Source organism: Streptomyces sp. NRRL S-646 (assembly GCF_000720765.1).
GTDB lineage: Bacteria > Actinomycetota > Actinomycetes > Streptomycetales > Streptomycetaceae > Streptomyces.
Genome location: NZ_JODC01000004.1, coordinates 255,833 through 274,580, shown reverse-complemented (window position 1 = coordinate 274,580; position 18,748 = coordinate 255,833). Strand labels below are relative to the sequence as shown.

Below are 18,748 nucleotides of genomic sequence, written 5' to 3'. Positions count from 1 at the left end.
GGTCAGTAGGCGATCTGGAACGTGACGTTCTGCGCGTCGGTGTCATAGGCGTGCACCCGCAGAACGAAGTGGGTGCCGTCCTTGACGTCGGTCGCGACGGTCCCCCACTCGGTGCCGTGTGTGGTGTACGCGTCGTCGTTGTTGCACTTGGTGGTGTGGTCGACGAACACCACACAGGCGTCCAGGTACACCCCCGGCTCGTCCGTGATGAGCCGGATGTTGATGTCGTTGCACCGCGAGGACGTGGTGTAGGTGCCGTACTCCTTGGCGGCCGCCTGGTAGTGGTACGTCAGTGTCCTGGCGCCGCCGTAGCAGCTGACAGCGGCGGCCGAGGGCTGTGCCGAGGCGGGCGCGACGCCCGCTCCCAGCAGTGCGGCCGCGGTGAACAGCGCAGAGGCGAACACCCTTTTGCGGGCCATGGTGGTCTCCGGTGGTGAGAGGGGTCAGAAAGCGATCGGGCTCTGCTGTTTCCGGCGGATCAGCGGTTGGCCAGACGGTCCAGATCGGCCTGGGTGCCGTTGAACACGTCCGCGGTCGCCGGTGCCTTGATGCCCGGGAACAGCGCGGCGTCGGTGTACTGCCACATCGCCCAGGTCGTCGAGCCGTTCGGCAGCGGCGGCTGGGTGATCGACTGGCGGTAGTCCGCGAGTTGCAGCGGATAGCCGGCGAAGGCGGTGGTCGAACCCAGGCAGTCGTCCAGGAAGGACTTCTGGGTGTAGATGATCGGCGTGCGGCCGAAGGCAGCTTCCACCTTGTCGAGCCAGGCTTTGGTGTCGTCCACCGTGCCGTAGGTGGGACAGCGGCCACTGCCGTCGTCCATGCGTTCCAGGTCGAAGACCGGCGGCAGGTCGCCCGCACGCTGCCCGGTGTAGCCGGTCGCCCGCACCGCGGCGATGAAACGGTCGGCCTGCGCGGCACCCGTGTCGGGCGAGGTGCCCGTGTAGAAGTGGTAGGGCGCGACGGCCAGCCCAGCCGCCCTGGCCGCCTCGAGGTCGGTGGCGAGGTATTCGTCGGTGACGTTCGTGCCCCTGGTGGCCTTGACGGTCGCGAACTCGACACCCGAGGCCCGGACGGCCTTCCAGTCGATCGGCGCGCCGCCGGGATGCTGGTACTTGGCCGTGTCCAGGCCGTCGATCGGATGGCCGGCGGGGCGCGGGGGCGTGCAGTACGTGTTGCGGCTGGACCAATCCACCAGTTTGGCCCAGGTGTTGGGGCCCACGACGCCGTCGGCACTGAGGCCGGCGCAGTTCTGCAGCTCGATGACCCGGCCCTCGGTCCCGCCGCCGAAGTCACCGTCGATGGTCAGCGGCGGGTAGTGGAACGGTTCCATGGCCAGGTTCAGCCGGCACTGAACTTCCTTGACCTCGCTGCCCGTCGCCCCTCGACGCAGCGTCGGACGTGCGGCGGTGTGGCCGCACACGGTCGACTGCGCCGTACCCGACGTGCCCTGGGTGGCGCACGTGTGCGGTTGGGCGGCCCAGGTGTTCAGCGCCGCCCAGGTCTGCGGGCCGAGCACACCGTCCACGCCCAGCCCGGCGCACCGCTGGAACTCCTTGACCCGTGTCTCCGTCGCCGGCCCGAACGAGCCGTCCGCCGCGATCGGTGTGTAACGGCTCGGCTTCGTCGCCAGGTTGAGTTCGCACTGTGCCTCGACCGCCGAGCTCCCCGTCGATCCCCGCTGCAGCGTGGGCTGTGCGCTCGTGTGCCCGCAGACGGCGACCGCGGTGACTGCGGGCTCCGCCGCCTGCACCGCCGTCGGCCCGTACAAAGGCAGGACCGCTGCTGCGGCGAGGGTCAGTCCCCGCAGAAGCGTCGTCCTCTGTCCCATCTGGTGTTCCCCCTCTTGCTTGTGAGTGACCGGAACCCCCGTCGCGGATCATGCTGGCAGCGGTGGTCCGAAGGCCGGGTCCTCCTGTCCCGGATTGGGACGCGGGGACAGCCATGCGGGCTGTGACCTGCGGTGACGGAATACCGCTGGGATGAACTTGGGACACGGGCGCCGGAGGGAGAGCGATGGGGGAGGCGGTGTGCCGACCGGTACCTTCGCGGACACGCCCGCCATCCACCGCCTCGCGGACCACTCCCTGTTCGGGCACCCCCTCTACCAGCGGCCCGCGCTGCACGGCAGGCTGCACTGGGCGTCGACCGAGACGGCCACCAGTACGCAGGACACATCGAGGGCGCCCTCGCCGCCGCCGAGCGAGCGGTGACGGCGTCCCTGAACACGGAAGAGGCGAACCCATGCTTTCGGTAGACGTGTTGCTTCGCGAGTACGACCGTGCCCGTGCCTACACCGACGACCTGTGGAGGGACCTCACGCCGGACGAGGTGACCTGGCGCCCGCACGAGAACTCCAGCGCCATCGGCTGGCACCTGGGCCACCAGGCCCATGTCGCCCACTTCATGATTCGCAACCTGACCGCGGCCGAGCCCAGCCCGGACCCGGAGCTGGACGCCCTGATGGACTCGGCGAACCCGGAGAAGTTCCGCGGGACGCTGCCCACGGTCAGACGGCTGACCGAGTTCCGCGAGACCGTCGCCGAACGCGTCCACGCCCGCATCGGGGACATCGCCGCCGGCCGGGTCGGTGCCCCCGCCCAACTCACCATCGTGGCCGCTCACTTGCTGACCTCGCTCATCAACCACGAGTACCAGCACGACCAATGGATCGGCGAGGTGCGCGCGGACAACCTCGGCCACGCACTCCCGCCCGACCCCGACAGCGAGCACCTGCGCCGCATCGACGGCTATCTCGTCGTCGACGTTCTGCAGCCTCAGGGAGAGACTCACCTGTGACCAGCACCGCCGCCGGTATGTCCCCCCGGCCCCAGGCACAGCGTCGCGCCCTCGCCGTCCTGGTCAGCAGCCAGGTCCTCAGCGGGGCCGGGCTCGCGGCCGGCATCACGGCCGGGGCCCTGCTCGCGCAGGACATGCTCGGCTCCACCGACCTCGCGGGACTGCCCAGCGCCCTGTTCACCGCCGGCTCGGCCCTCGCCACCGTCGTGGTGGGCCGCATCTCGCAGGCCCGGGGCCGCCGGCCGGCGCAGCAGGGCTCCTGGGGCCCGTTGAACAGGGACGGCGCCGTCGAGGGCTGACGGGTTCTGACCTCGGGAGGGCCTGCCGGCAGAGCGTCCGAGGTGAACGTCCTCATGCTTCCAGGCCGACAACAGGGGACTCGTCACCGGCTTCACCGACGGACAACCGGAGGCACTTTCGGGCGGCGACGTCCTCGGTCGGCCCCCTTGATGCCGCGGATCGAGAGGTCCCTGCTCCCTCCCTTTGCCATCGAGGTTGCGCACCGGACCCAGCCGTCTCAGTACTAGTCTGATCTTCGGATGCACTTGAACAGCTTTTCGAAGCACGGCACATGGGAAAGGTGACCCGCGATGTCGCTGAGCCCCGGCGATCCGGAGTCCATGGGCGGCTATGCGCTGGTCGGCCGGCTCGGTAGTGGCGGCATGGGGATCGTCTATCTGGGGCACTCGGACTCGGGTCGCCAGGTCGCGGTCAAGGTCGTGCACGCGCCGTACGCGCAGGACGAGGAGTTCCGGACGCGCTTCCGGCAGGAGGTCGCGGCGGCCCGCCGCGTGAGCGGCGCGTTCACCGCACCGGTCGTGGACGCCGATCCGGACGCCGAAGTGCCGTGGATGGCGACGCTGTACGTCCCGGGCCGCACGCTGTCGGACACCGTGGCCAAGGACGGCCCGCTGCGGGGACGAGCCTTGCGCGTGCTCGCGCTGGGGCTCGTCGAGGCGTTGCGGGACATCCACCGGGTGGGCATGGTGCACCGCGATCTGAAGCCGAGCAACGTCCTGATGGCCGAGGACGGACCCCGCGTCATCGACTTCGGCATCTCGTACGCCGTCGACAACGAGGCCCTCACCATGACCGGCCGGTTGATCGGCACCCCGCCCTTCATGTCTCCGGAGCAGTTCGCCGCACCGCGCGAGGTCACCGGGGCCTCGGACGTCTTCTCATTGGGGTCGGTGCTGGTGTACGCGGCCACCGGAAACCGTCCGTTCGACGGCAGCAGCCCGTACTTGACGGGCTATCAGGTGATGCACGAGGCCCCGGACCTGAACGGTGTCGCCGAACCGCTCCGGAGCATCGCCCAGCGGTGCCTGGACAAGAACCCGGCCGCCCGGCCCGGGCTCGACGAACTGCGCCGGATGCTCCAGGAGTTGCCGGATTCCGATGTGCCGGCCGCCGTCTCGGTCGTGCCGGTCGCACCGGGAGTGTCCGACTCCGCGGAAGCCGACCGCCGTGCCTCCCTCACCCACCCCGTCGCGCCGGGCCCGGCCGCCGACGAGGGAAGGACGGAAGCGGTCGGGACCCGGACCGGTCACGGACGCCGGCGGCGGCGCGTCCTCATCGGCCTCGCCGCTGCCCTGGCGGTCACCGGGGTGAGCATCGCCGCGGTGAGACTCGGGCCGCACCAACACGACGGCTCCCGGTCCCCGGATTCCGTGTCCGCCTCGCCCTCGACCGGTTCCGCCGCCACGGTGACCCTGCCGCCGAAGCATGTGCAGTGGGACTACCAGATCGGCGGCGCGTACCCCCTGGCGGCTGGTGCACGGGTCGTGAGCCGCGACCACGACAGCGAGCCCGCGCCGGGCGTCTACAACATCTGCAACATCAACGCCTTCCAGGCGCAGAAGGGCGAGGAGCACGACTGGGCCTCCGACCTGCTGCTGCGCGACGCCAAGGGTGACGTCGTCCATGACAAGGCGTGGGGCGAGGCGATCCTGGACATCCGCACGGCCGCGAAGCGGCAGCGCATCGCCGCCAAGCTGAACAGCTGGATCGACGAGTGTGCGGCCAGGGGGTACAAGGCCGTGGAGCCCGACAACTACGACGCCTTCACGCGCTTCCCGACCCACCTCAAGTCCGGCCAGGCCAAGGCGTTGATGAAGCTGCTGTCGGCCCACGCCCACGACAAGGGCCTGGCCATCGCCCAGAAGAACACCGCTGAGCTCCTGCCCGACCATGCGTCCGTGGGCCTCGACTTCGCCGTGGCCGAGGAGTGCGCCGAGTGGAACGAGTGCGGAGAGTTCGCCGACGCGTTCGGCGACAACGTGCTCGTCGTCGAGTACACGGCGAAGGGCATGGCGAAAGCGTGCACCGGTTGGGGCGGCACACTGAGCATCGTGCGCCGTGACGAGTCGGTCATGCCCAAGGGGGCCGACGGCTACGTCCGTCAGACCTGCTGACGCCCGGTCGTCCCACGTGAACTGGGCGCCGATTTTGGGGAATTGTGGTGCGTGCTTTGCCTGTGCTTGCGTTGCCCGCTTCGCTGCCCGCACCTAGCCTCACCTGCGAAGCCGTGGGAAGGGCAGGCATGCTGAAGACCGTCCGCGAGCAGGCATCGGGTCTCACGAAGGATCAGCGCAATGCTTTTGTCGCCGCCTATCTGGGCTGGGCGATGGACGCCTTCGACTACTTCCTGGTGGTCCTCGTCTACAGCGAGATCGCCGACGACTTCCATGTCTCCCTCACCGACATGGCCTTCCTCACCACCGCCACCCTGGTGATGCGCCCGGTGGGGGCACTGCTCTTCGGCATGTGGGCGGACCGCAAGGGCCGACGGCTCCCGCTGATGGTCGACGTCTGCTTCTACTCGGTCGTCGGGTTCGCCTGCGCCTTCGCGCCCAACTACGCCGTGCTGCTGGTGCTGCGCCTGCTGTACGGCATCGGCATGGGCGGCGAGTGGGGCCTGGGCGCGGCGCTGGCCATGGAGAAGATCCCGGCCGAGCGGCGCGGTTTCTGGTCGGGGCTGCTGCAGAGCGGTTACTCACTGGGATACCTGCTCGCCGCCGTGGCCTTCTTCGGCATCGAACCCGCCTTCGGCTGGCGGGGGTTGTTCGCCTTCAGTCTGGTGCCCGCCCTGGTCGCTCTGTGGGTGCGTACCCGGGTGGAGGAGAGCGAGGTGTGGGAGAAGAGCGTGGCGCTCAACCGCACCCCCGCCTACCAGGTGTTCAAGAACCCGGCGGTGCTCAAGCGCTTCGTCTATCTGGTCGCGTTGATGACCGCCTTCAACTGGATGTCGCACGGTACCCAGGACGTCTACCCGACCTTCGTCAAGAAGGGCCTCGGTCTGTCCCCGGACACCGCGATCGCCATCGCCGTGGTCTACAACATCGGCGCCATCATCGGAGGCATGGTGCTCGGTGCCTACTCCGAGAGGCTGGGCCGCCGTCGCACGATCATGGTCGCGGCTGCCGCGGGTCTGGCCGTGGTGCCCTTCTTCGTGCTGTCCACCGCCGTGGGCTGGCTGATGCTCTCCTCCTTCCTGATGCAGGTGTGCGTACAGGGCGCCTGGGGTGTCATCCCCGCGCACCTGACGGAGATGAGCCCGGATGCGATCCGAGGCTTCTACCCGGGTGTCACCTACCAGTTGGGGAATCTGATCGCCGCCCTCAACCTGCCGATCCAGGAGGCCGTCGCCGAGCGGCACGGCTATCCGGCGGCGATGTCGTGGACCGTGGTGCCCGCCCTTGCGGTGGTGATCGTCCTGAGCGCCGTCGGCAAGGAGGCCAAGGGCATCCGGTTCGGCAGCACCGGTACGCACGTCCCGAGCACCGCAACGGCCGATACCGCCTAGCCGAAGGTCGACCGGCGCTGCGGTACGCCGGGCGCCGGCGTCGCGGCGCGTCGATCGGTGCCATGACTGCCGTGGACAGGCGGTCGCCCTCAACGACATCGGGCCGATACCTCGCCGAACTGCGCCAGGCGCTCGACCACTGCCGCCGAGCGCCGGCGCTCGTCCAGGCGACGGGCGACCCAAGCGGCCGGGCCCACACCTGGGACAGCTTTCGCCACATGCACCGGCACCTGGGCCGGAACGCCACCGCCGTGGAGTGCCACGACCGGGCCTTCGCCCTCTTCCCGGTCCCGCTCTCGACACCCGGCGGCGTGCCCTGGACCTGTGCAACGGACTCGACCGCCCAGCTGGGAGCCCTGTAGCGCTCACGACGGCGGGTCGCCCGTTCGGGCCATCGGGCATCGGCCCGATCCGGCGTGTTGTCCTTGCCCGATCGCCGATCGTCCTACTCACTCCCCGCCTTCCCCGCCCTTTGGCCTGCCCACCGGGTGACAGGCGGGTGAAGCCTGCGGTGCCGTCCGCTTCCCGGGGCATGCATGAGGATCCCGGCCGGACGGCGGGACACCATGCGCGGGAGGCGAGCGTGACGTACGAACGAGCCGATCAGGCCGGCCGGCACACCCAAAGGGTCCCGGTGCTCATCGTCGGGGGCTCTCTGGTCGGCCTGTCGACCTCGTTGTTCCTCGGGCGGCTCGGAGTGCACCATCTGCTGGTGGAGCGTCACACCGGCACCTCCATCCACCCCCGCGGCCGCGGCAACAACATCCGCACGATGGAACTGTTCCGTGTCGCGGGCGTCGAGCCGGCGATCCATGAGGCCGCCGCCACCCTGGCCGACAACCACGGCATCCTGCAGACCCCCACTTTGGTGGGCGACGCGGGCGAGTGGCTGTTCCGGGAGATCGACCCCGGCGGCGGACTGGCCCGCTTCAGCCCCGGTGCCTGGTGTCTGTGCAGCCAGAACGACCTGGAGCCGGTTCTGCTCGAGCAGGCCGCGGCGCTCGGCGGCGACCTGCGCTTCGCCACCGAACTGATGTCGTTCGAGAGCGACCCCACCGGTGTCACCGCGGTGGTCAAGAGCCGGGAGACGGGTGAGCACAGCACCGTCCGCGCGGACTACCTCGTCGCCGCCGACGGCCCCCGCAGCCCCGTCCGCGAGCAGCTCGGCATCGGCCACAGCGGGCCCGGCGACCTGTTCCACAACGTCAGCGTCACCTTCCGCTCCCGCCGCCTCGCGGACGTCGTCGGCGACCGCCGCTTCATCGTCTGCTACCTCACCGACCCGGCCGCCGACGGCGCGCTGCTCCCGGTGGACAACCGCGAGAACTGGGTCTTCCACGCCCCCTGGCACCCCGAACACGGCGAGACGCTGGAGGAGTTCACCGACCAGCGGTGCATCGAGCACATCCGCCGCGCGGTCGGCGTGCCGGACCTCGACGTGGAGATCACCGGCCGGGCCCCCTGGCACGCCGCCCAGCGCGTCGCCCGCAGCTACCGGTCCGGACGGGTCTTCCTGGCCGGGGACTCGGCCCACGAGATGTCACCCACCGGGGCCTTCGGCTCCAACACCGGAATCCAGGACGCGCACAACCTCGCCTGGAAGCTGGCCGCGGTGCTCGGCGGCTGGGCCGGGGAGGGCCTGCTGGACTCCTACGACGCCGAACGCCGCCCGGTGGCGGAGGCGACCAGCGCCCGGGCCGCCGACCGGTCGGCCGAGCACAGCCACCCCGGATTCACCCCGCCGCCCGACGCCGGCGGCGGCCCCCGGCGCGGCATCCTCAACGTCGCCCTCGGCTACCGCTACCGGCAGGGCGCCGTCGTCGGCACCGACCCCGCGGCCGCGGTCGTTCCGGAGAACCTCGAACTGACCGGCGAGCCCGGCAGCAGGGCGCCCCACCTGTGGGTGCGGCACGGGACCGAACGGATCTCCACCCTCGACCTCTACGAACGGTCCCTGGTCCTGCTCAGCGACGCCGGCGACCCGAGCGGATGGCACCAGGCGGCCGGCCGCCTCGCAGAGGAGTCGGCGGTGCCGATCCGGTCGTACCGAGTGGGCACCGGCCCCGGGGCCGAACTGGTACCGGAAGGGGAGGCGCAGTGGACCGAGCGGCACGGCATCACAGCCGGGGGCGCCGTGCTCGTGCGGCCCGACGGGTTCGTCGCATGGCGGTCGCCCGGCCCGGATCCGGACGCCGAATCGGTGCTGCGGCAGGTCCTGGCAACCGTGCTCGCACTGGCTTGATCACCGCCGGCGGCACCGCTGTCCGAGCTCCTGAGCCTGTCACCCAGGTGATCGCCCCGACTGGTGGTGAGGTGACGACTGACTGACGGTGGTTCACGTCGGGGTCCGGTCAAGTCAGCTGATGAAGTACCAGCTGCCGGGCCTTGGCGGAAGGACGTTCCTATGCGTTCTGCTCGCATTTTTCTGGCCACAGCGGCGGCTTCCGCCGTCCTCGCCATCGGTGCGCCCGGCGCGTTCGCAAGCGGTGGCGACTGGGATCACGACGGTTCTTCGCACGGCAAGGAGCACGGGAAGGAACACGGCAAGGAGCACGGAAAGGAGCACGGCAAGCAGCCCAAGCACGAGGAACCGCGCGGTGGCGTGCACACCGGTGGTGGTGCGCTGACCGCGGTGAACGACGACGGCGACTGGGGCGGCCCGCGGGACTCGAAGACGGATCCGGACACCTACCGGGACGACTCGTGGGGCAGCGACCACGACCACGAGGGCCGTGACGACCAGGGCGGCGGCCGGGGTGAGGACTCCTCGGGCGGCGGCGACCACGAGAAGCCCAGGGGCGGCATGCACACCGGCGGCGGGGCGCTCGCCGCGCCGACCGCGACCGCGGGAGGGCTGGCGGTGCTGGGGGTCGTTGCCACCGGGCTGTACGCGGTGCGGCGCAAGAAGCCGGCCGTGGGTACGGCCTGACCCGTGCCCGATGCAATAGCGCAGCCGCGGCCGTCACTCGAGCCCCGTGCGGCGGCCGCGGCTCGCGCGCCGCCCGCCCCGTCCGTTCTGCCGCCGTGCCTGAATGAGGTGCTCTCCGATGGCAGTTCCTCCGCCCTCTCCTCCCTCCGACGACCAGGCGTCGCCCGCCGAACCGGGAGTCCCCCGCTCGGGGGTGATGATGATGTGCGCCGCCGCCTGCCTGGTGCTGGCAGCGAGCATGATCAGCGGTCACGACACCTCCGCCGACTCCTCCCGCGCGCAGCCCGCCGCGTCGGCGCCGCAGCAGGCTGCGTCCGTCCCGCACTCCGCCGGGCAGCCGGTGGGCAAGCACCTGCCCCGGTCGAGGCCCGTGCGCCTGCGCATCCCGAAGATCTGGGTCGACGCCCCCTTCACGGGCCTCTCCCTCGGCCCCAACGGGCAGCTGCAGCCGCCCCCCGGCGACGACACCAACCTCGTCGGCTGGCACACCAAGGGGGCCTCCCCCGGAGAGACGGGGACCGCGATCATCGCCGGGCACGTCGACACCAAGACGTCCGCGGCCGTCTTCGCCAACCTCGGCGAGCTGACCAAGGGCGACGTCTTCTCCGTCCTGCGCGCCGACGGGCGCACGGCGACCTTCCGGGTCGACAGCGTGGAGACCTTCGAGAAGGACGACTTCCCCAGCGACCGCGTGTACGACGACACGCCCCAGGCCCAGGTGCGGCTCATCACCTGCGCGGGCAACTACGACCGGTCGGTCATGGACTACACGGACAACCTGGTGGTCTTCGCCCACCTCGTCTGAGCATCACCCGCGTAGGCCATACGAGTCGCGCGCTTCGGGCCACGGGCACACGATCGAGGAACGCCGACGCCGCCGACCGCGGCCGACGTCCGCTTCCGCCCCCTCGAAGGAGATGTGCGCAGGATGACCACCACGTCCGAACGTGTTTCCGGTCCGCCGGCCCGACAGGTGTCGCCCCGGGTCTCCCAGTCCGTGTTCGACGGCTCCAGACTCCGCGTCGTCCTGCTGGTGGACGTCTACGACGGAGCCCAGCAGCAGTTCCTGGAGGCCTACGAGCTCCTGTGCAACCAGGTCGCCTCCGTCCCCGGACACGTCAGCGACCAGCTGTGCCAGTCCATCGAGAACCCCTCCCAATGGCTCATCACCAGCGAGTGGGAGAGCGCCCCGCCCTTCCTCGCCTGGGTCAACAGCGAGGAGCACGTGCGGATGGTGGAGCCGCTGCACAGCTGCGTCCGGGACACCAGGTCGCTGCGCTTCCACATCGTCCGCGAGACCGGCAGCCCGGCCCCCGACGCGGCGAGCAGGCGCCGGCTCCAGGCCTCGCCCAGGATCGGCGACGGCCTGATCCGGCACGCCCTCACCTTCACCGTCACACCGGGCAGCGAGGAGAAGGTCGCGAAGATCCTCGCCGACTACGCCTCGCCCGAGCCGAAGGTCGACGACTCCACCCGGCTGTGCCGCACCTCGCTGTTCATGCACGGCAATCGGGTGGTCCGGGCCATCGAGGTGCGCGGCGACCTGCTCGCCGCGCTGCGCCATGTCGCCCGGCAGCCCGAGGTGCGCGCCGTCGAGGAGGCCATCAACCCGTATCTGGAGCAGGACCGGGACCTCGACGACCCCGAATCCGCCCGCGTCTTCTTCACCCGGGCCGCACTGCCCGCCGTCCACCACGTGACGCTGGAGCAGCAGGACCCCCGGGAGGAGCGGCACGCCCTGTCCTATCCGGCCCGGCCCGGCTGCGGCATGCGCCTTGCCGAGTCGCTGGCCCGGCAGGACGAGACCGCCGCGGACGACCCGCGCAGCCCGATCCTGCGCAGCACGATCTTCCAGCGCGACGACGTCGTCGTACGGCTGATCGACGTACGCGGTGGACTGGCGGCCGCCGACCCCGCCCTTGCCCTCGGCCTGGAGGACCCCGGGCAGTTGGCCGAGCTGACGACCTTCCGCATCGACGCGTCCGCGCCCCGGCACGGCGAGCTCGCACGCTGCATCGAGCTCGCCCGCATGGACCTCGTCACCGACCGCCGCTCGCCCGAGGCCTGAGCTGCCATCAGCCGGCCGTGGCGGCCCCAGCCCCCACGTCGATGCAGGACCTGATCGGAGGAACGCCGTGATCACATCCCGTCCCAGAATCGTGGATCTCAGCGAGGTCGAGCCCAACCGTCGGCGCGGCGGCGACCTGCGTGCCATGCTCACCCCCGCCACGGTCGGCTCCACCAGCGGATTCATGGGCGTCGCCATCGTGCAGCCCGGCGAGCGCATCGGGGAGCACTATCACCCGTACTCCGAGGAGTTCGTGTACGTCGTGTGCGGGGATCTGGAGGTGGACCTCGACGGCGTCCCCCATCCGCTGCGGCCCGAACAGGGGCTGATGATCCCCATGCACATGCGGCACCGCTTCCGCAACGTCGGCAACGTCGAGGCCCGCATCGTCTTCCACCTCGGCCCGCTGGCCCCGAGCCCGCCGCTCGGCCACGTCGACACCGAGGAGAGCGACGCGGCCGAAGGGGTGCGGTCATGACACGCCGGGTGGCGGTCACCGGCATAGGCGTCGTCGCACCCGGCGGCATCGGCGTACCGGCGTTCTGGGATCTCCTGTCCGCCGGGCGCACGGCGACGCGGGGCATCACCTTCTTCGACCCGGCCGGCCTGCGCTCCCGCATCGCCGCCGAGTGCGACTTCGACCCGGCGGCGCACGCGCTGGACGCGGAGCAGACCGCACGGTGCGACCGCTACATACAGTTCGCCCTGGCCGCCGCGGCCGAAGCGATACGCGACGCCGGCCTCGAGCCCGAGCGGGAGAACCCCTGGCGGGTCGGGGTCTCGCTGGGCTCCGCGGTCGGCGGCACCACACGGCTGGAGCACGACTATGTGCTGGTCAGCCGGCACGGGCAGCGCTGGGATGTGGACGCGCAGCGGGCCGGCCCGCATCTGCACCGCGCGTTCGCGCCCAGCACCCTTGCCTCCACGGTGGCCGAGTGGTTCGGGGCGCGCGGCCCGGTGCAGACCGTCTCCACGGGCTGCACCTCGGGGCTCGACGCCGTCGGATACGCCTTCCACACCGTCGAGGAGGGCCGCGCCGACGTGTGCATCGCCGGCGCCTCGGACTCGCCGATCTCCCCGATCACCATGGCCTGCTTCGACGCGATCAAGGCCACCTCCGCGAACAACGACGACCCTGCGCACGCCTCACGCCCCTTCGACGCCGACCGCGACGGGTTCGTCATGGGCGAAGGTGGCGCGGTGCTCGTCCTGGAGGAACTGGAGCACGCCCGGGCCCGCGGGGCGCACGTGTACTGCCAACTCGCCGGCTACGCCACCTTCGGCAACGCCTACCACATGACCGGACTGACCCGTGAGGGCGTGGAGATGGCCAAGGCCATCGAGGCCGCCCTCGACCACGCGCGGCTGGACGGGACTGCGATCGACTACGTCAACGCGCACGGCTCGGGCACCCAGCAGAACGACCGCCACGAGACCGCCGCGGTGAAGCGGGCCCTGGGCCCGCACGCCTACGACACCCCGATGAGCTCCATCAAGTCCATGGTGGGCCACTCCCTCGGCGCGATCGGCGCCATCGAACTCGTCGCCTGCGTCCTGGCGTTGGCCCACCAGGTCGTCCCGCCGACCGCCAATTACGAGACCCCGGACCCCGAGTGCGACCTGGACTACGTCCCGCGCGTCGCACGCGAGCGGAAACTGGACAGTGTGCTCTCGGTGGGCAGCGGGTTCGGCGGCTTCCAGTCCGCGGTGGTCCTGACCCGGCCGAGGGAGAAGACACGATGAGCGAACCGCACATACGGCGGGCGGCCATCACCGGAATCGGCGTGGTCGCACCCAACGGATCGAGCACGGAAACCTTCTGGAAGTCCGTCAAGGAGGGCATCAGCGTTCTCGACCGGGTCACCCGCGAGGGCTGCACGCACCTGCCGCTGCGGGTGGCGGGCGAGGTCCGCGACTTCGACCCGTCCACCGCCGTCGAGGAACGCTTCCTCGTCCAGACCGACCGGTTCACGCACTTCGCGATGGCCGCGGCCGACCTCGCGCTGGACGACGCCCGGCTCGGCCGGGACGCAACCGACGGCTCCCCGTTCTCCGTGGGTGTGGTCACCGCGGCCGGCTCCGGCGGCGGCGAGTTCGGGCAGCGGGAACTGCAGCAACTGTGGGGAAAGGGCAGTCGGTTCGTCGGCCCGTACCAGTCCATCGCCTGGTTCTACGCCGCCAGCACCGGCCAGATCTCCATCCGCCACGGGTTCAAGGGTCCCTGCTCGGTCGTCGCCAGCGACGAGGCCGGCGGCCTGGACGCCCTTGCACACGCGGCGCGGGCCGTGCGGCGCGGCACCGACGTGATCGTGACCGGATCGACAGAGGCGCCGCTCGCCCCCTACTCCGTCGTCTGCCAGCTCGGCTACGCGGAGCTCAGCACCGAGGCCGACCCGGCCCGCGCCTACCGCCCCTTCACCTCCGCGGCCTGCGGATTCGTCCCCGCCGAGGGCGGTGCCATGTTCGTCGTGGAGGACGAGGAGACGGCCCTGGCGCGGGGCGCGCGTGTGCAGGCGGTGCTCGCCGGACACGCGGCCACCTTCACCGGCGCCTCCCGCTGGGAACAGTCCCGGGAAGGCCTCGCCCACGCCGTCCGGGGCGCCCTGGCCGAAGCCGGCTGCGCGCCCGAGGAGATCGACGTCGTCTTCGCCGACGCCCTCGGCGTGCCGGAGGCCGACCGTGCCGAGGCCCTCGCGATCGCCGACGCGCTCGGCGCGCACGGCACCCGTGTGCCCGTCACCGCACCCAAGACCGGCATCGGCCGCGGCTACGGCGCGGCGGCGGTGCTCGACGCCGCGGCGGCGGTGCTCGCCATGGAGCACGGCCTGATCCCGCCCACCCCCAACGTCTACGACATCTGCCACGAACTCGACCTCGTGACCGGCCGGGCCCGCGTCGCCGAGGCGCGCACGGCGCTGGTCCTCAGCCGGGGCCTCATGGGGTCGAACTCGGCGCTGGTGCTGCGGCACGGCGCCACCGGCGCCTCGACCTGAGGCGTCGCAAGCAGTAGAGGAGAAGCGCATGTCCGACCGAATAACCGTCGAAGAGCTGGCCGAACTCATGAAGAAGTCCGCCGGTGTCACCGTCAGTCCCGAGGAACTCGGGCTGCACAACCCCGGCTTCGACACCCTGGGCGTCGACTCGCTCGGCCTGCTGGGCATCGTGGGCGAACTGGAGAACCGCTACGGCACAGCGATGCCGCCCGACGCCGAACGCTCCAAGACCCCCCGGCAGTTCCTCGACCTCGTCAACAGTGCCCTCATGACAGGAGCGTGAGATGACCGGACACACGCAGAACGAGATCACCATCGCGGCGCCGCTGGACCTGGTCTGGGAGATGACCAACGACCTGGAGAACTGGCCGCGGCTGTTCACCGAGTACGCCTCCGTCGAAGTCCTGGCCCGGGAGGGGCAGAAGACCACCTTCCGGCTGACCATGCACCCCGACGAGAACGGCACCGTGTGGAGCTGGGTCTCCGAACGCGAGCCGGACCGCGACACGCTCACCGTCAGGGCCCGCCGGGTCGAGACGGGACCCTTCGCCCACATGAACATCCACTGGCAGTACGAGGAAGTGCCGGGCGGGACCCGCATGGTGTGGACGCAGGACTTCGCGATGAAACCGGAAGCACCGGTCGACGACGCCTGGATGACCGACAACATCAACCGGAACTCCAAGGTCCAGATGGGGCTGATCCGGGACCGCATCGAGAAGGTCGCCGCCGAGCGCGGTGCCACGCCGGGTCTGACCGGCTGAGCCGGACGGAGAACAAGCCACCATGCACCAAGCACTGATCGTCGCCCGCATGGCCCCGGGCTCGGCGCCGGACATCGCCAAGGTGTTCGCGGAGTCCGACCGGGGAGAGCTGCCGCACCTTGTCGGGGTGGTCCGGCGCAGCCTCTTCCAGTTCGGCGACGTGTACATGCACCTCATCGAGTCCGAGCGGGAACCCGGCCCGGCCATCGCCGAGGTCACCCGGCACCCCGAGTTCCGGGACGTCAGCGAGCGGCTGTCCGCGTACGTCAGCGCGTACGACCCCGAGACCTGGCGTTCCCCGAAGGACGCCATGGCGCAGCGCTTCTATCTCTGGGAGCGCGACCCGGCCGGCTGACGCCGCCGCACCTCACCGGTCGCCGGGCCCGCAGCGTCGCGGGCCCGGCGACCGGTGGTCCTCGGGGGTCCGATCAGCCCGGGACGTGGCAGTCGAACGCGTGCAGATAGGGGTTGACGGGGCGGATGTCGTCGATGACCAGCCCCGCGTCGGTCAGCCGGCCGACCATGCTGTCGGTGGTGTGCTTCGCCCCGCCGACGTTGAGGAGCAACAGCAGGTCCATGGCGGTGCTGAACCGCATCGAGGGCGAGTCGTCGACGAGATTCTCGATGACCACGACCCGGGCCTTCGGGCCCCCCGCCGCACGGACGTTGCGCAGCGTACGCGCGGTGCTGTCGTCGTCCCACTCCAGGATGTTCTTGATGACGTAGACGTCCGCCGCGACCGGCACGGACACCCGGACGTCGCCGGGCACGACGCACGCGCGGTCCGCGAGGTCGCCGCCCGGCCGCAGCCTCGGCAGCGCGTTCTCCACCACTCGCGGAAGGTCCAGCAGACTGCCGTGCAGCGAGGGGTACTTGTCCAGCAGGCTCACCAGCACATGCCCCTGGCCGCCGCCGAGGTCGGCGACCGACGAACTCCCCGACAGGTCGAGGAAGTCGGCGACGTCCCGCGCCGACTGCACGCTGGAGGTCGTCATGGCCCGGTTGAAGACGTCGGCGGACTCCGGGGCGTCCTCGTTCAGGTAGGGGAAGAACTCCTTGCCGTACAGGTCCTCGACGACATTGCGCCCGGTGCGCACCGCCTCGTCGAGCCTCGGCCAGGCGTCCCAGGTCCATGGCTCGGTGCACCACAGCGAGATGGCGCGCAGGCTGTTCGGATCGTCCTCGCGCAGCAGCCGGGAGACGTCGGTGTGGGCGAAGGTCCCGTCCGGCAGCTCGGCGAAGACGCCGTAGCAGGACAGGGTGCGCAGCAGCCGTCGCAGCGGCCGAGCCTCTGCCTTCACCGCGGCGGCCAGGTCCTCCGCGGTCATGGGGTCGTCACCGAGGGCGTCGGGGACTCCCAGCCGGGCGGCCGCCCGGAGGGCGGCGGCACATGCCGCCGCGAACGCGAGCTCCCTCAGCCGCATGGACGGCGGTGGGGCTGTCTGTGCGGTCGTCATGTGCCGCTTCCTTCCTACTGGGCCCGCAGACGGGCCGTGACCTGCGGGTCAGCACAGTCCTGCGGGCTGGGAGGACCGGCAGGAGTTGCGTTCGAAGGTGTTGCCCGTGCCGTGGTCGGTGTTGATGAGGTCTGCCGGGGAATTGCCCTCGACCACGTTGTCGCTGATCCGGTTGCGGTCGCTGGTGACGGCCACAAAGCTCTTGAACAGGACGATGCCGCCCGACAGCGACGAATTGCCGACGTTGTCCCTGACCACGTTCCGCGTCACCAGGGTGTCCTCGGCGCCGGTCAGAACGATGCCGGAGCCCTGCAGGGCGTCCAGCCGTGCTGTCTTCGGGCACGACTTGTTGTTGCGGACGACGAGGTTGTCGCGCACGGTCAGGGCGCCTGCCTTCGGCTTGTTCTCGTCACCGACGACGAACACCGCCGCGCAGTTGGCGGTGAGGCGGTTGCGCGCGACGGTGAGGTTCCGCAGCCGCCGGACGGTCAGGCCGACCCGGTTGCCCTCCAGCCGGTTGTGGTCGATCAGCGTGCCCCCGGTGTCCGTGGCGCCCGCCTCCTCCTTGATGGTGTTGGCGAGGAAGACACCCGCGTCACCGTTGTCCACGGCGCTGTTGTCCTGGATCAGCGAGCGGACCGAGCGTTCCTGGGCGATGCCCCACACGCCGTTGCCCGCCGCGGTCACGTTCCGCACTACCAGCCGGTCGGTCGCCATGGCGAACACCCCGGTCCGGGCGAAGCCGGTGACGGTCAGCGAGGCAACGGTGACGCCCTCGAGGTTACGGTCCTTCGTGCCCACGACGCAGATGCCGTTGCCGCCCTCGGCGCAGCTGTTCGCGGCCTTCTTCACGCTCGGTTCGATCACTGTGCTGCGGCCCATGCCGCGCAGGGTCAGCCCGGGCGTGGTCACCTTGATGCTCTCGTGGAACGTGCCGGGGGCCACGAGAACGGTGTCTCCGGGCTGGGAGGCGTCCACCGCCTTCTGGATCGACTGGCCCGGCATGACCACATGGAACGCATGACGGGCGGCCGGCGGAGCGGCACCCAGCCCGGTCCCGACCACCACGGCGGTGCACATCATGTACGCAATGCGGTATTTCTCCATATCGCGAACGCTATGACCTGATAGACCGTTTACCTGCTGGATGGGCCATTCGGCGGCGTGTCCTGCGTGCGCCCTGCCTCTGTCGCCCGCCTCGGGGCGGGGCGGCATTCGGCAAATAGGGAGATAACCGGAGATACTTCGTACGGCGCCGTCGGAGTGTCCGGGGCGTGTCGCGGGAGCAGGCCGCTGCGGGCCGGGCGGGAGCGATGTTGATCCGTGTTCTTCTCGTCGAGGAGACCGACCTGGTGCGCGGGGCACTGGCTGCGCTGCTGACACGTGAGGAGGACATCGAGGTGGTCGCAGCGGCACCGGGGTGCGGGCAGGCCCTCACACGGGCGCTGTCGTACCGGCCCGATGTCGTCGTCATCGACTGTGACGGCGATGCCGTAGAGGACGGGGCGCTCGGCACCTCGCAGGAGCTGAGCGAGCGGCTGCCGGAGTGCCGGATCCTGCTGGTGGCCGGCACGTCGACGCCCGAGTATCTGCGCCAGGCGCTGGCCCAGCCCGTCGCGGGACTCATCGGCAGGAACAGCCCCAGCAACTTCCTGACGGAGGGGGTGCGCAAGGTGGCGGCGGGCGAGCGGTTCATCGACCCGGAGCTGGCACTGCGGGCGCTTTCCTCGGCCAGGAGCCCGCTGACCCCCAGGGAGCTCGAGGTGCTGCGGCTGGCTGCGGACGGCACACCGACGCGGGAGATCGCCGACCGGCTGTCCCTGTCGGTCGGAACGGTCCGCAACCATCTGAACGCGGTCTCCAGGAAGACCGGTGCACGCAACCGCATCGACGCGATCCGGATTGCCCGGCAGTCGGGATGGCTGTAGCCGGGGCC

Annotated in this window: 20 protein-coding genes and 1 pseudogene; 17 read left to right on the top strand and 4 right to left on the bottom strand. The window is 70.7% G+C overall.

Annotated features, from left to right (window positions below; genetic code table 11):
- Positions 1-2: 2 nt before the first annotated feature.
- Positions 3-419, bottom strand: a complete 417-nt coding sequence (locus IH68_RS0109490; RefSeq protein ID WP_030931412.1) for a hypothetical protein — start codon at positions 417-419, stop codon at positions 3-5.
- Between the two features lie 59 nt (positions 420-478).
- The gene (locus tag IH68_RS0109485; protein ID WP_030931397.1) at positions 479-1,828 is read right to left on the bottom strand and encodes a GH25 family lysozyme; all 1,350 of its coding nucleotides are present in this window, start codon (positions 1,826-1,828) and stop codon (positions 479-481) included.
- Between the two features lie 199 nt (positions 1,829-2,027).
- Here IH68_RS0109485 and IH68_RS0109480 point away from each other — a divergent pair, with 199 nt between their 5' ends.
- From IH68_RS0109480 to IH68_RS0109405, 16 genes and pseudogenes are all read left to right on the top strand, one after another.
- Entirely contained in the window at positions 2,028-2,210 is a 183-nt protein-coding gene (locus tag IH68_RS0109480) for a hypothetical protein (RefSeq protein WP_234341294.1), read from the top strand.
- A gap of 31 nt (positions 2,211-2,241) precedes the next feature.
- Complete coding sequence (locus tag IH68_RS0109475) at positions 2,242-2,796, top strand: DinB family protein (RefSeq protein ID WP_030931378.1); 555 nt, start codon at positions 2,242-2,244, stop codon at positions 2,794-2,796.
- Positions 2,797-2,813: 17 nt separating this feature from the next.
- Positions 2,814-3,041: pseudogene (locus tag IH68_RS0109470) on the top strand (MFS transporter); the annotation flags it as partial.
- A gap of 345 nt (positions 3,042-3,386) precedes the next feature.
- Positions 3,387-5,210, top strand: a complete 1,824-nt coding sequence (locus IH68_RS52885; RefSeq protein ID WP_078912384.1) for an endo alpha-1,4 polygalactosaminidase — start codon at positions 3,387-3,389, stop codon at positions 5,208-5,210.
- A 128-nt stretch (positions 5,211-5,338) separates the two neighbouring features.
- A complete protein-coding gene (locus tag IH68_RS0109460; RefSeq protein ID WP_030931370.1) occupies positions 5,339-6,601 on the top strand; it encodes an MFS transporter in 1,263 nt (420 codons plus the stop codon).
- 62 nt (positions 6,602-6,663) lie between these two features.
- Entirely contained in the window at positions 6,664-6,963 is a 300-nt protein-coding gene (locus IH68_RS0109455; protein ID WP_030931368.1) for a hypothetical protein, read from the top strand.
- A gap of 170 nt (positions 6,964-7,133) precedes the next feature.
- Positions 7,134-8,843 (top strand): FAD-dependent oxidoreductase, encoded by a 1,710-nt coding sequence (locus IH68_RS0109450; RefSeq protein ID WP_030931365.1) that lies wholly within the window; start codon positions 7,134-7,136, stop codon positions 8,841-8,843.
- A 162-nt stretch (positions 8,844-9,005) separates the two neighbouring features.
- Positions 9,006-9,530, top strand: a complete 525-nt coding sequence (locus tag IH68_RS0109445; protein WP_030931362.1) for a hypothetical protein — start codon at positions 9,006-9,008, stop codon at positions 9,528-9,530.
- A 118-nt stretch (positions 9,531-9,648) separates the two neighbouring features.
- Entirely contained in the window at positions 9,649-10,335 is a 687-nt protein-coding gene (locus tag IH68_RS0109440) for a class F sortase (RefSeq protein ID WP_078912383.1), read from the top strand.
- 123 nt (positions 10,336-10,458) lie between these two features.
- Complete coding sequence (locus IH68_RS0109435; protein WP_030931346.1) at positions 10,459-11,598, top strand: SchA/CurD-like domain-containing protein; 1,140 nt, start codon at positions 10,459-10,461, stop codon at positions 11,596-11,598.
- Positions 11,599-11,665: 67 nt separating this feature from the next.
- Positions 11,666-12,076: a cupin domain-containing protein gene (locus IH68_RS0109430; RefSeq protein ID WP_030931345.1), complete on the top strand. Its 411-nt coding sequence runs from the start codon at positions 11,666-11,668 to the stop codon at positions 12,074-12,076.
- Positions 12,073-13,341: a beta-ketoacyl-[acyl-carrier-protein] synthase family protein gene (locus IH68_RS0109425; RefSeq protein WP_030931343.1), complete on the top strand. Its 1,269-nt coding sequence runs from the start codon at positions 12,073-12,075 to the stop codon at positions 13,339-13,341. Before IH68_RS0109430 ends, IH68_RS0109425 begins: the two co-directional genes overlap by 4 nt.
- Positions 13,338-14,591 (top strand): ketosynthase chain-length factor, encoded by a 1,254-nt coding sequence (locus IH68_RS0109420; RefSeq protein ID WP_030931340.1) that lies wholly within the window; start codon positions 13,338-13,340, stop codon positions 14,589-14,591. Before IH68_RS0109425 ends, IH68_RS0109420 begins: the two co-directional genes overlap by 4 nt.
- Positions 14,592-14,619: 28 nt before the next feature.
- Positions 14,620-14,874, top strand: a complete 255-nt coding sequence (locus IH68_RS0109415) for an acyl carrier protein (protein ID WP_030931337.1) — start codon at positions 14,620-14,622, stop codon at positions 14,872-14,874.
- Between the two features lies 1 nt (position 14,875).
- On the top strand, positions 14,876-15,355 hold the full coding sequence (locus tag IH68_RS0109410) for an SRPBCC family protein (protein ID WP_030931334.1): 480 nt from the start codon (positions 14,876-14,878) through the stop codon (positions 15,353-15,355).
- A gap of 22 nt (positions 15,356-15,377) precedes the next feature.
- Positions 15,378-15,710, top strand: a complete 333-nt coding sequence (locus IH68_RS0109405) for a TcmI family type II polyketide cyclase (protein WP_030931332.1) — start codon at positions 15,378-15,380, stop codon at positions 15,708-15,710.
- A gap of 73 nt (positions 15,711-15,783) precedes the next feature.
- On the opposite strand, the gene IH68_RS0109400 is transcribed toward IH68_RS0109405, so the two are convergent.
- Positions 15,784-16,812, bottom strand: coding sequence for a methyltransferase (locus IH68_RS0109400; RefSeq protein WP_030931329.1), 1,029 nt, complete (start codon positions 16,810-16,812; stop codon positions 15,784-15,786).
- Between the two features lie 48 nt (positions 16,813-16,860).
- Entirely contained in the window at positions 16,861-17,919 is a 1,059-nt protein-coding gene (locus tag IH68_RS0109395; protein WP_030931326.1) for a right-handed parallel beta-helix repeat-containing protein, read from the bottom strand.
- A 206-nt stretch (positions 17,920-18,125) separates the two neighbouring features.
- On the opposite strand from IH68_RS0109395, the gene IH68_RS0109390 reads away from it, so the two are divergent.
- Positions 18,126-18,740: a response regulator transcription factor gene (locus IH68_RS0109390; protein WP_107057426.1), complete on the top strand. Its 615-nt coding sequence runs from the start codon at positions 18,126-18,128 to the stop codon at positions 18,738-18,740.
- Positions 18,741-18,748 lie beyond the last annotated feature (8 nt).

Excerpts from the sequence above, each read along its gene's own strand:
- IH68_RS0109490 (WP_030931412.1), bottom strand. The coding sequence starts at position 419 with ATGGCCCGCAAAAGGGTGTTCGCCTCTGCGCTGTTCACCGCGGCCGCA.
- IH68_RS0109485 (WP_030931397.1), bottom strand. The coding sequence starts at position 1,828 with ATGGGACAGAGGACGACGCTTCTGCGGGGACTGACCCTCGCCGCAGCA.
- IH68_RS0109475 (WP_030931378.1), top strand. The coding sequence starts at position 2,242 with ATGCTTTCGGTAGACGTGTTGCTTCGCGAGTACGACCGTGCCCGTGCC.
- IH68_RS52885 (WP_078912384.1), top strand. The coding sequence starts at position 3,387 with ATGTCGCTGAGCCCCGGCGATCCGGAGTCCATGGGCGGCTATGCGCTG.
- IH68_RS0109460 (WP_030931370.1), top strand. The coding sequence starts at position 5,339 with ATGCTGAAGACCGTCCGCGAGCAGGCATCGGGTCTCACGAAGGATCAG.
- IH68_RS0109455 (WP_030931368.1), top strand. The coding sequence starts at position 6,664 with ATGACTGCCGTGGACAGGCGGTCGCCCTCAACGACATCGGGCCGATAC.
- IH68_RS0109450 (WP_030931365.1), top strand. The coding sequence starts at position 7,134 with ATGCATGAGGATCCCGGCCGGACGGCGGGACACCATGCGCGGGAGGCG.
- IH68_RS0109445 (WP_030931362.1), top strand. The coding sequence starts at position 9,006 with ATGCGTTCTGCTCGCATTTTTCTGGCCACAGCGGCGGCTTCCGCCGTC.
- IH68_RS0109440 (WP_078912383.1), top strand. The coding sequence starts at position 9,649 with ATGGCAGTTCCTCCGCCCTCTCCTCCCTCCGACGACCAGGCGTCGCCC.
- IH68_RS0109435 (WP_030931346.1), top strand. The coding sequence starts at position 10,459 with ATGACCACCACGTCCGAACGTGTTTCCGGTCCGCCGGCCCGACAGGTG.
- IH68_RS0109425 (WP_030931343.1), top strand. The coding sequence starts at position 12,073 with ATGACACGCCGGGTGGCGGTCACCGGCATAGGCGTCGTCGCACCCGGC.
- IH68_RS0109420 (WP_030931340.1), top strand. The coding sequence starts at position 13,338 with ATGAGCGAACCGCACATACGGCGGGCGGCCATCACCGGAATCGGCGTG.
- IH68_RS0109415 (WP_030931337.1), top strand. The coding sequence starts at position 14,620 with ATGTCCGACCGAATAACCGTCGAAGAGCTGGCCGAACTCATGAAGAAG.
- IH68_RS0109410 (WP_030931334.1), top strand. The coding sequence starts at position 14,876 with ATGACCGGACACACGCAGAACGAGATCACCATCGCGGCGCCGCTGGAC.
- IH68_RS0109405 (WP_030931332.1), top strand. The coding sequence starts at position 15,378 with ATGCACCAAGCACTGATCGTCGCCCGCATGGCCCCGGGCTCGGCGCCG.
- IH68_RS0109400 (WP_030931329.1), bottom strand. The coding sequence starts at position 16,812 with ATGACGACCGCACAGACAGCCCCACCGCCGTCCATGCGGCTGAGGGAG.
- IH68_RS0109395 (WP_030931326.1), bottom strand. The coding sequence starts at position 17,919 with ATGGAGAAATACCGCATTGCGTACATGATGTGCACCGCCGTGGTGGTC.
- IH68_RS0109390 (WP_107057426.1), top strand. The coding sequence starts at position 18,126 with ATGTTGATCCGTGTTCTTCTCGTCGAGGAGACCGACCTGGTGCGCGGG.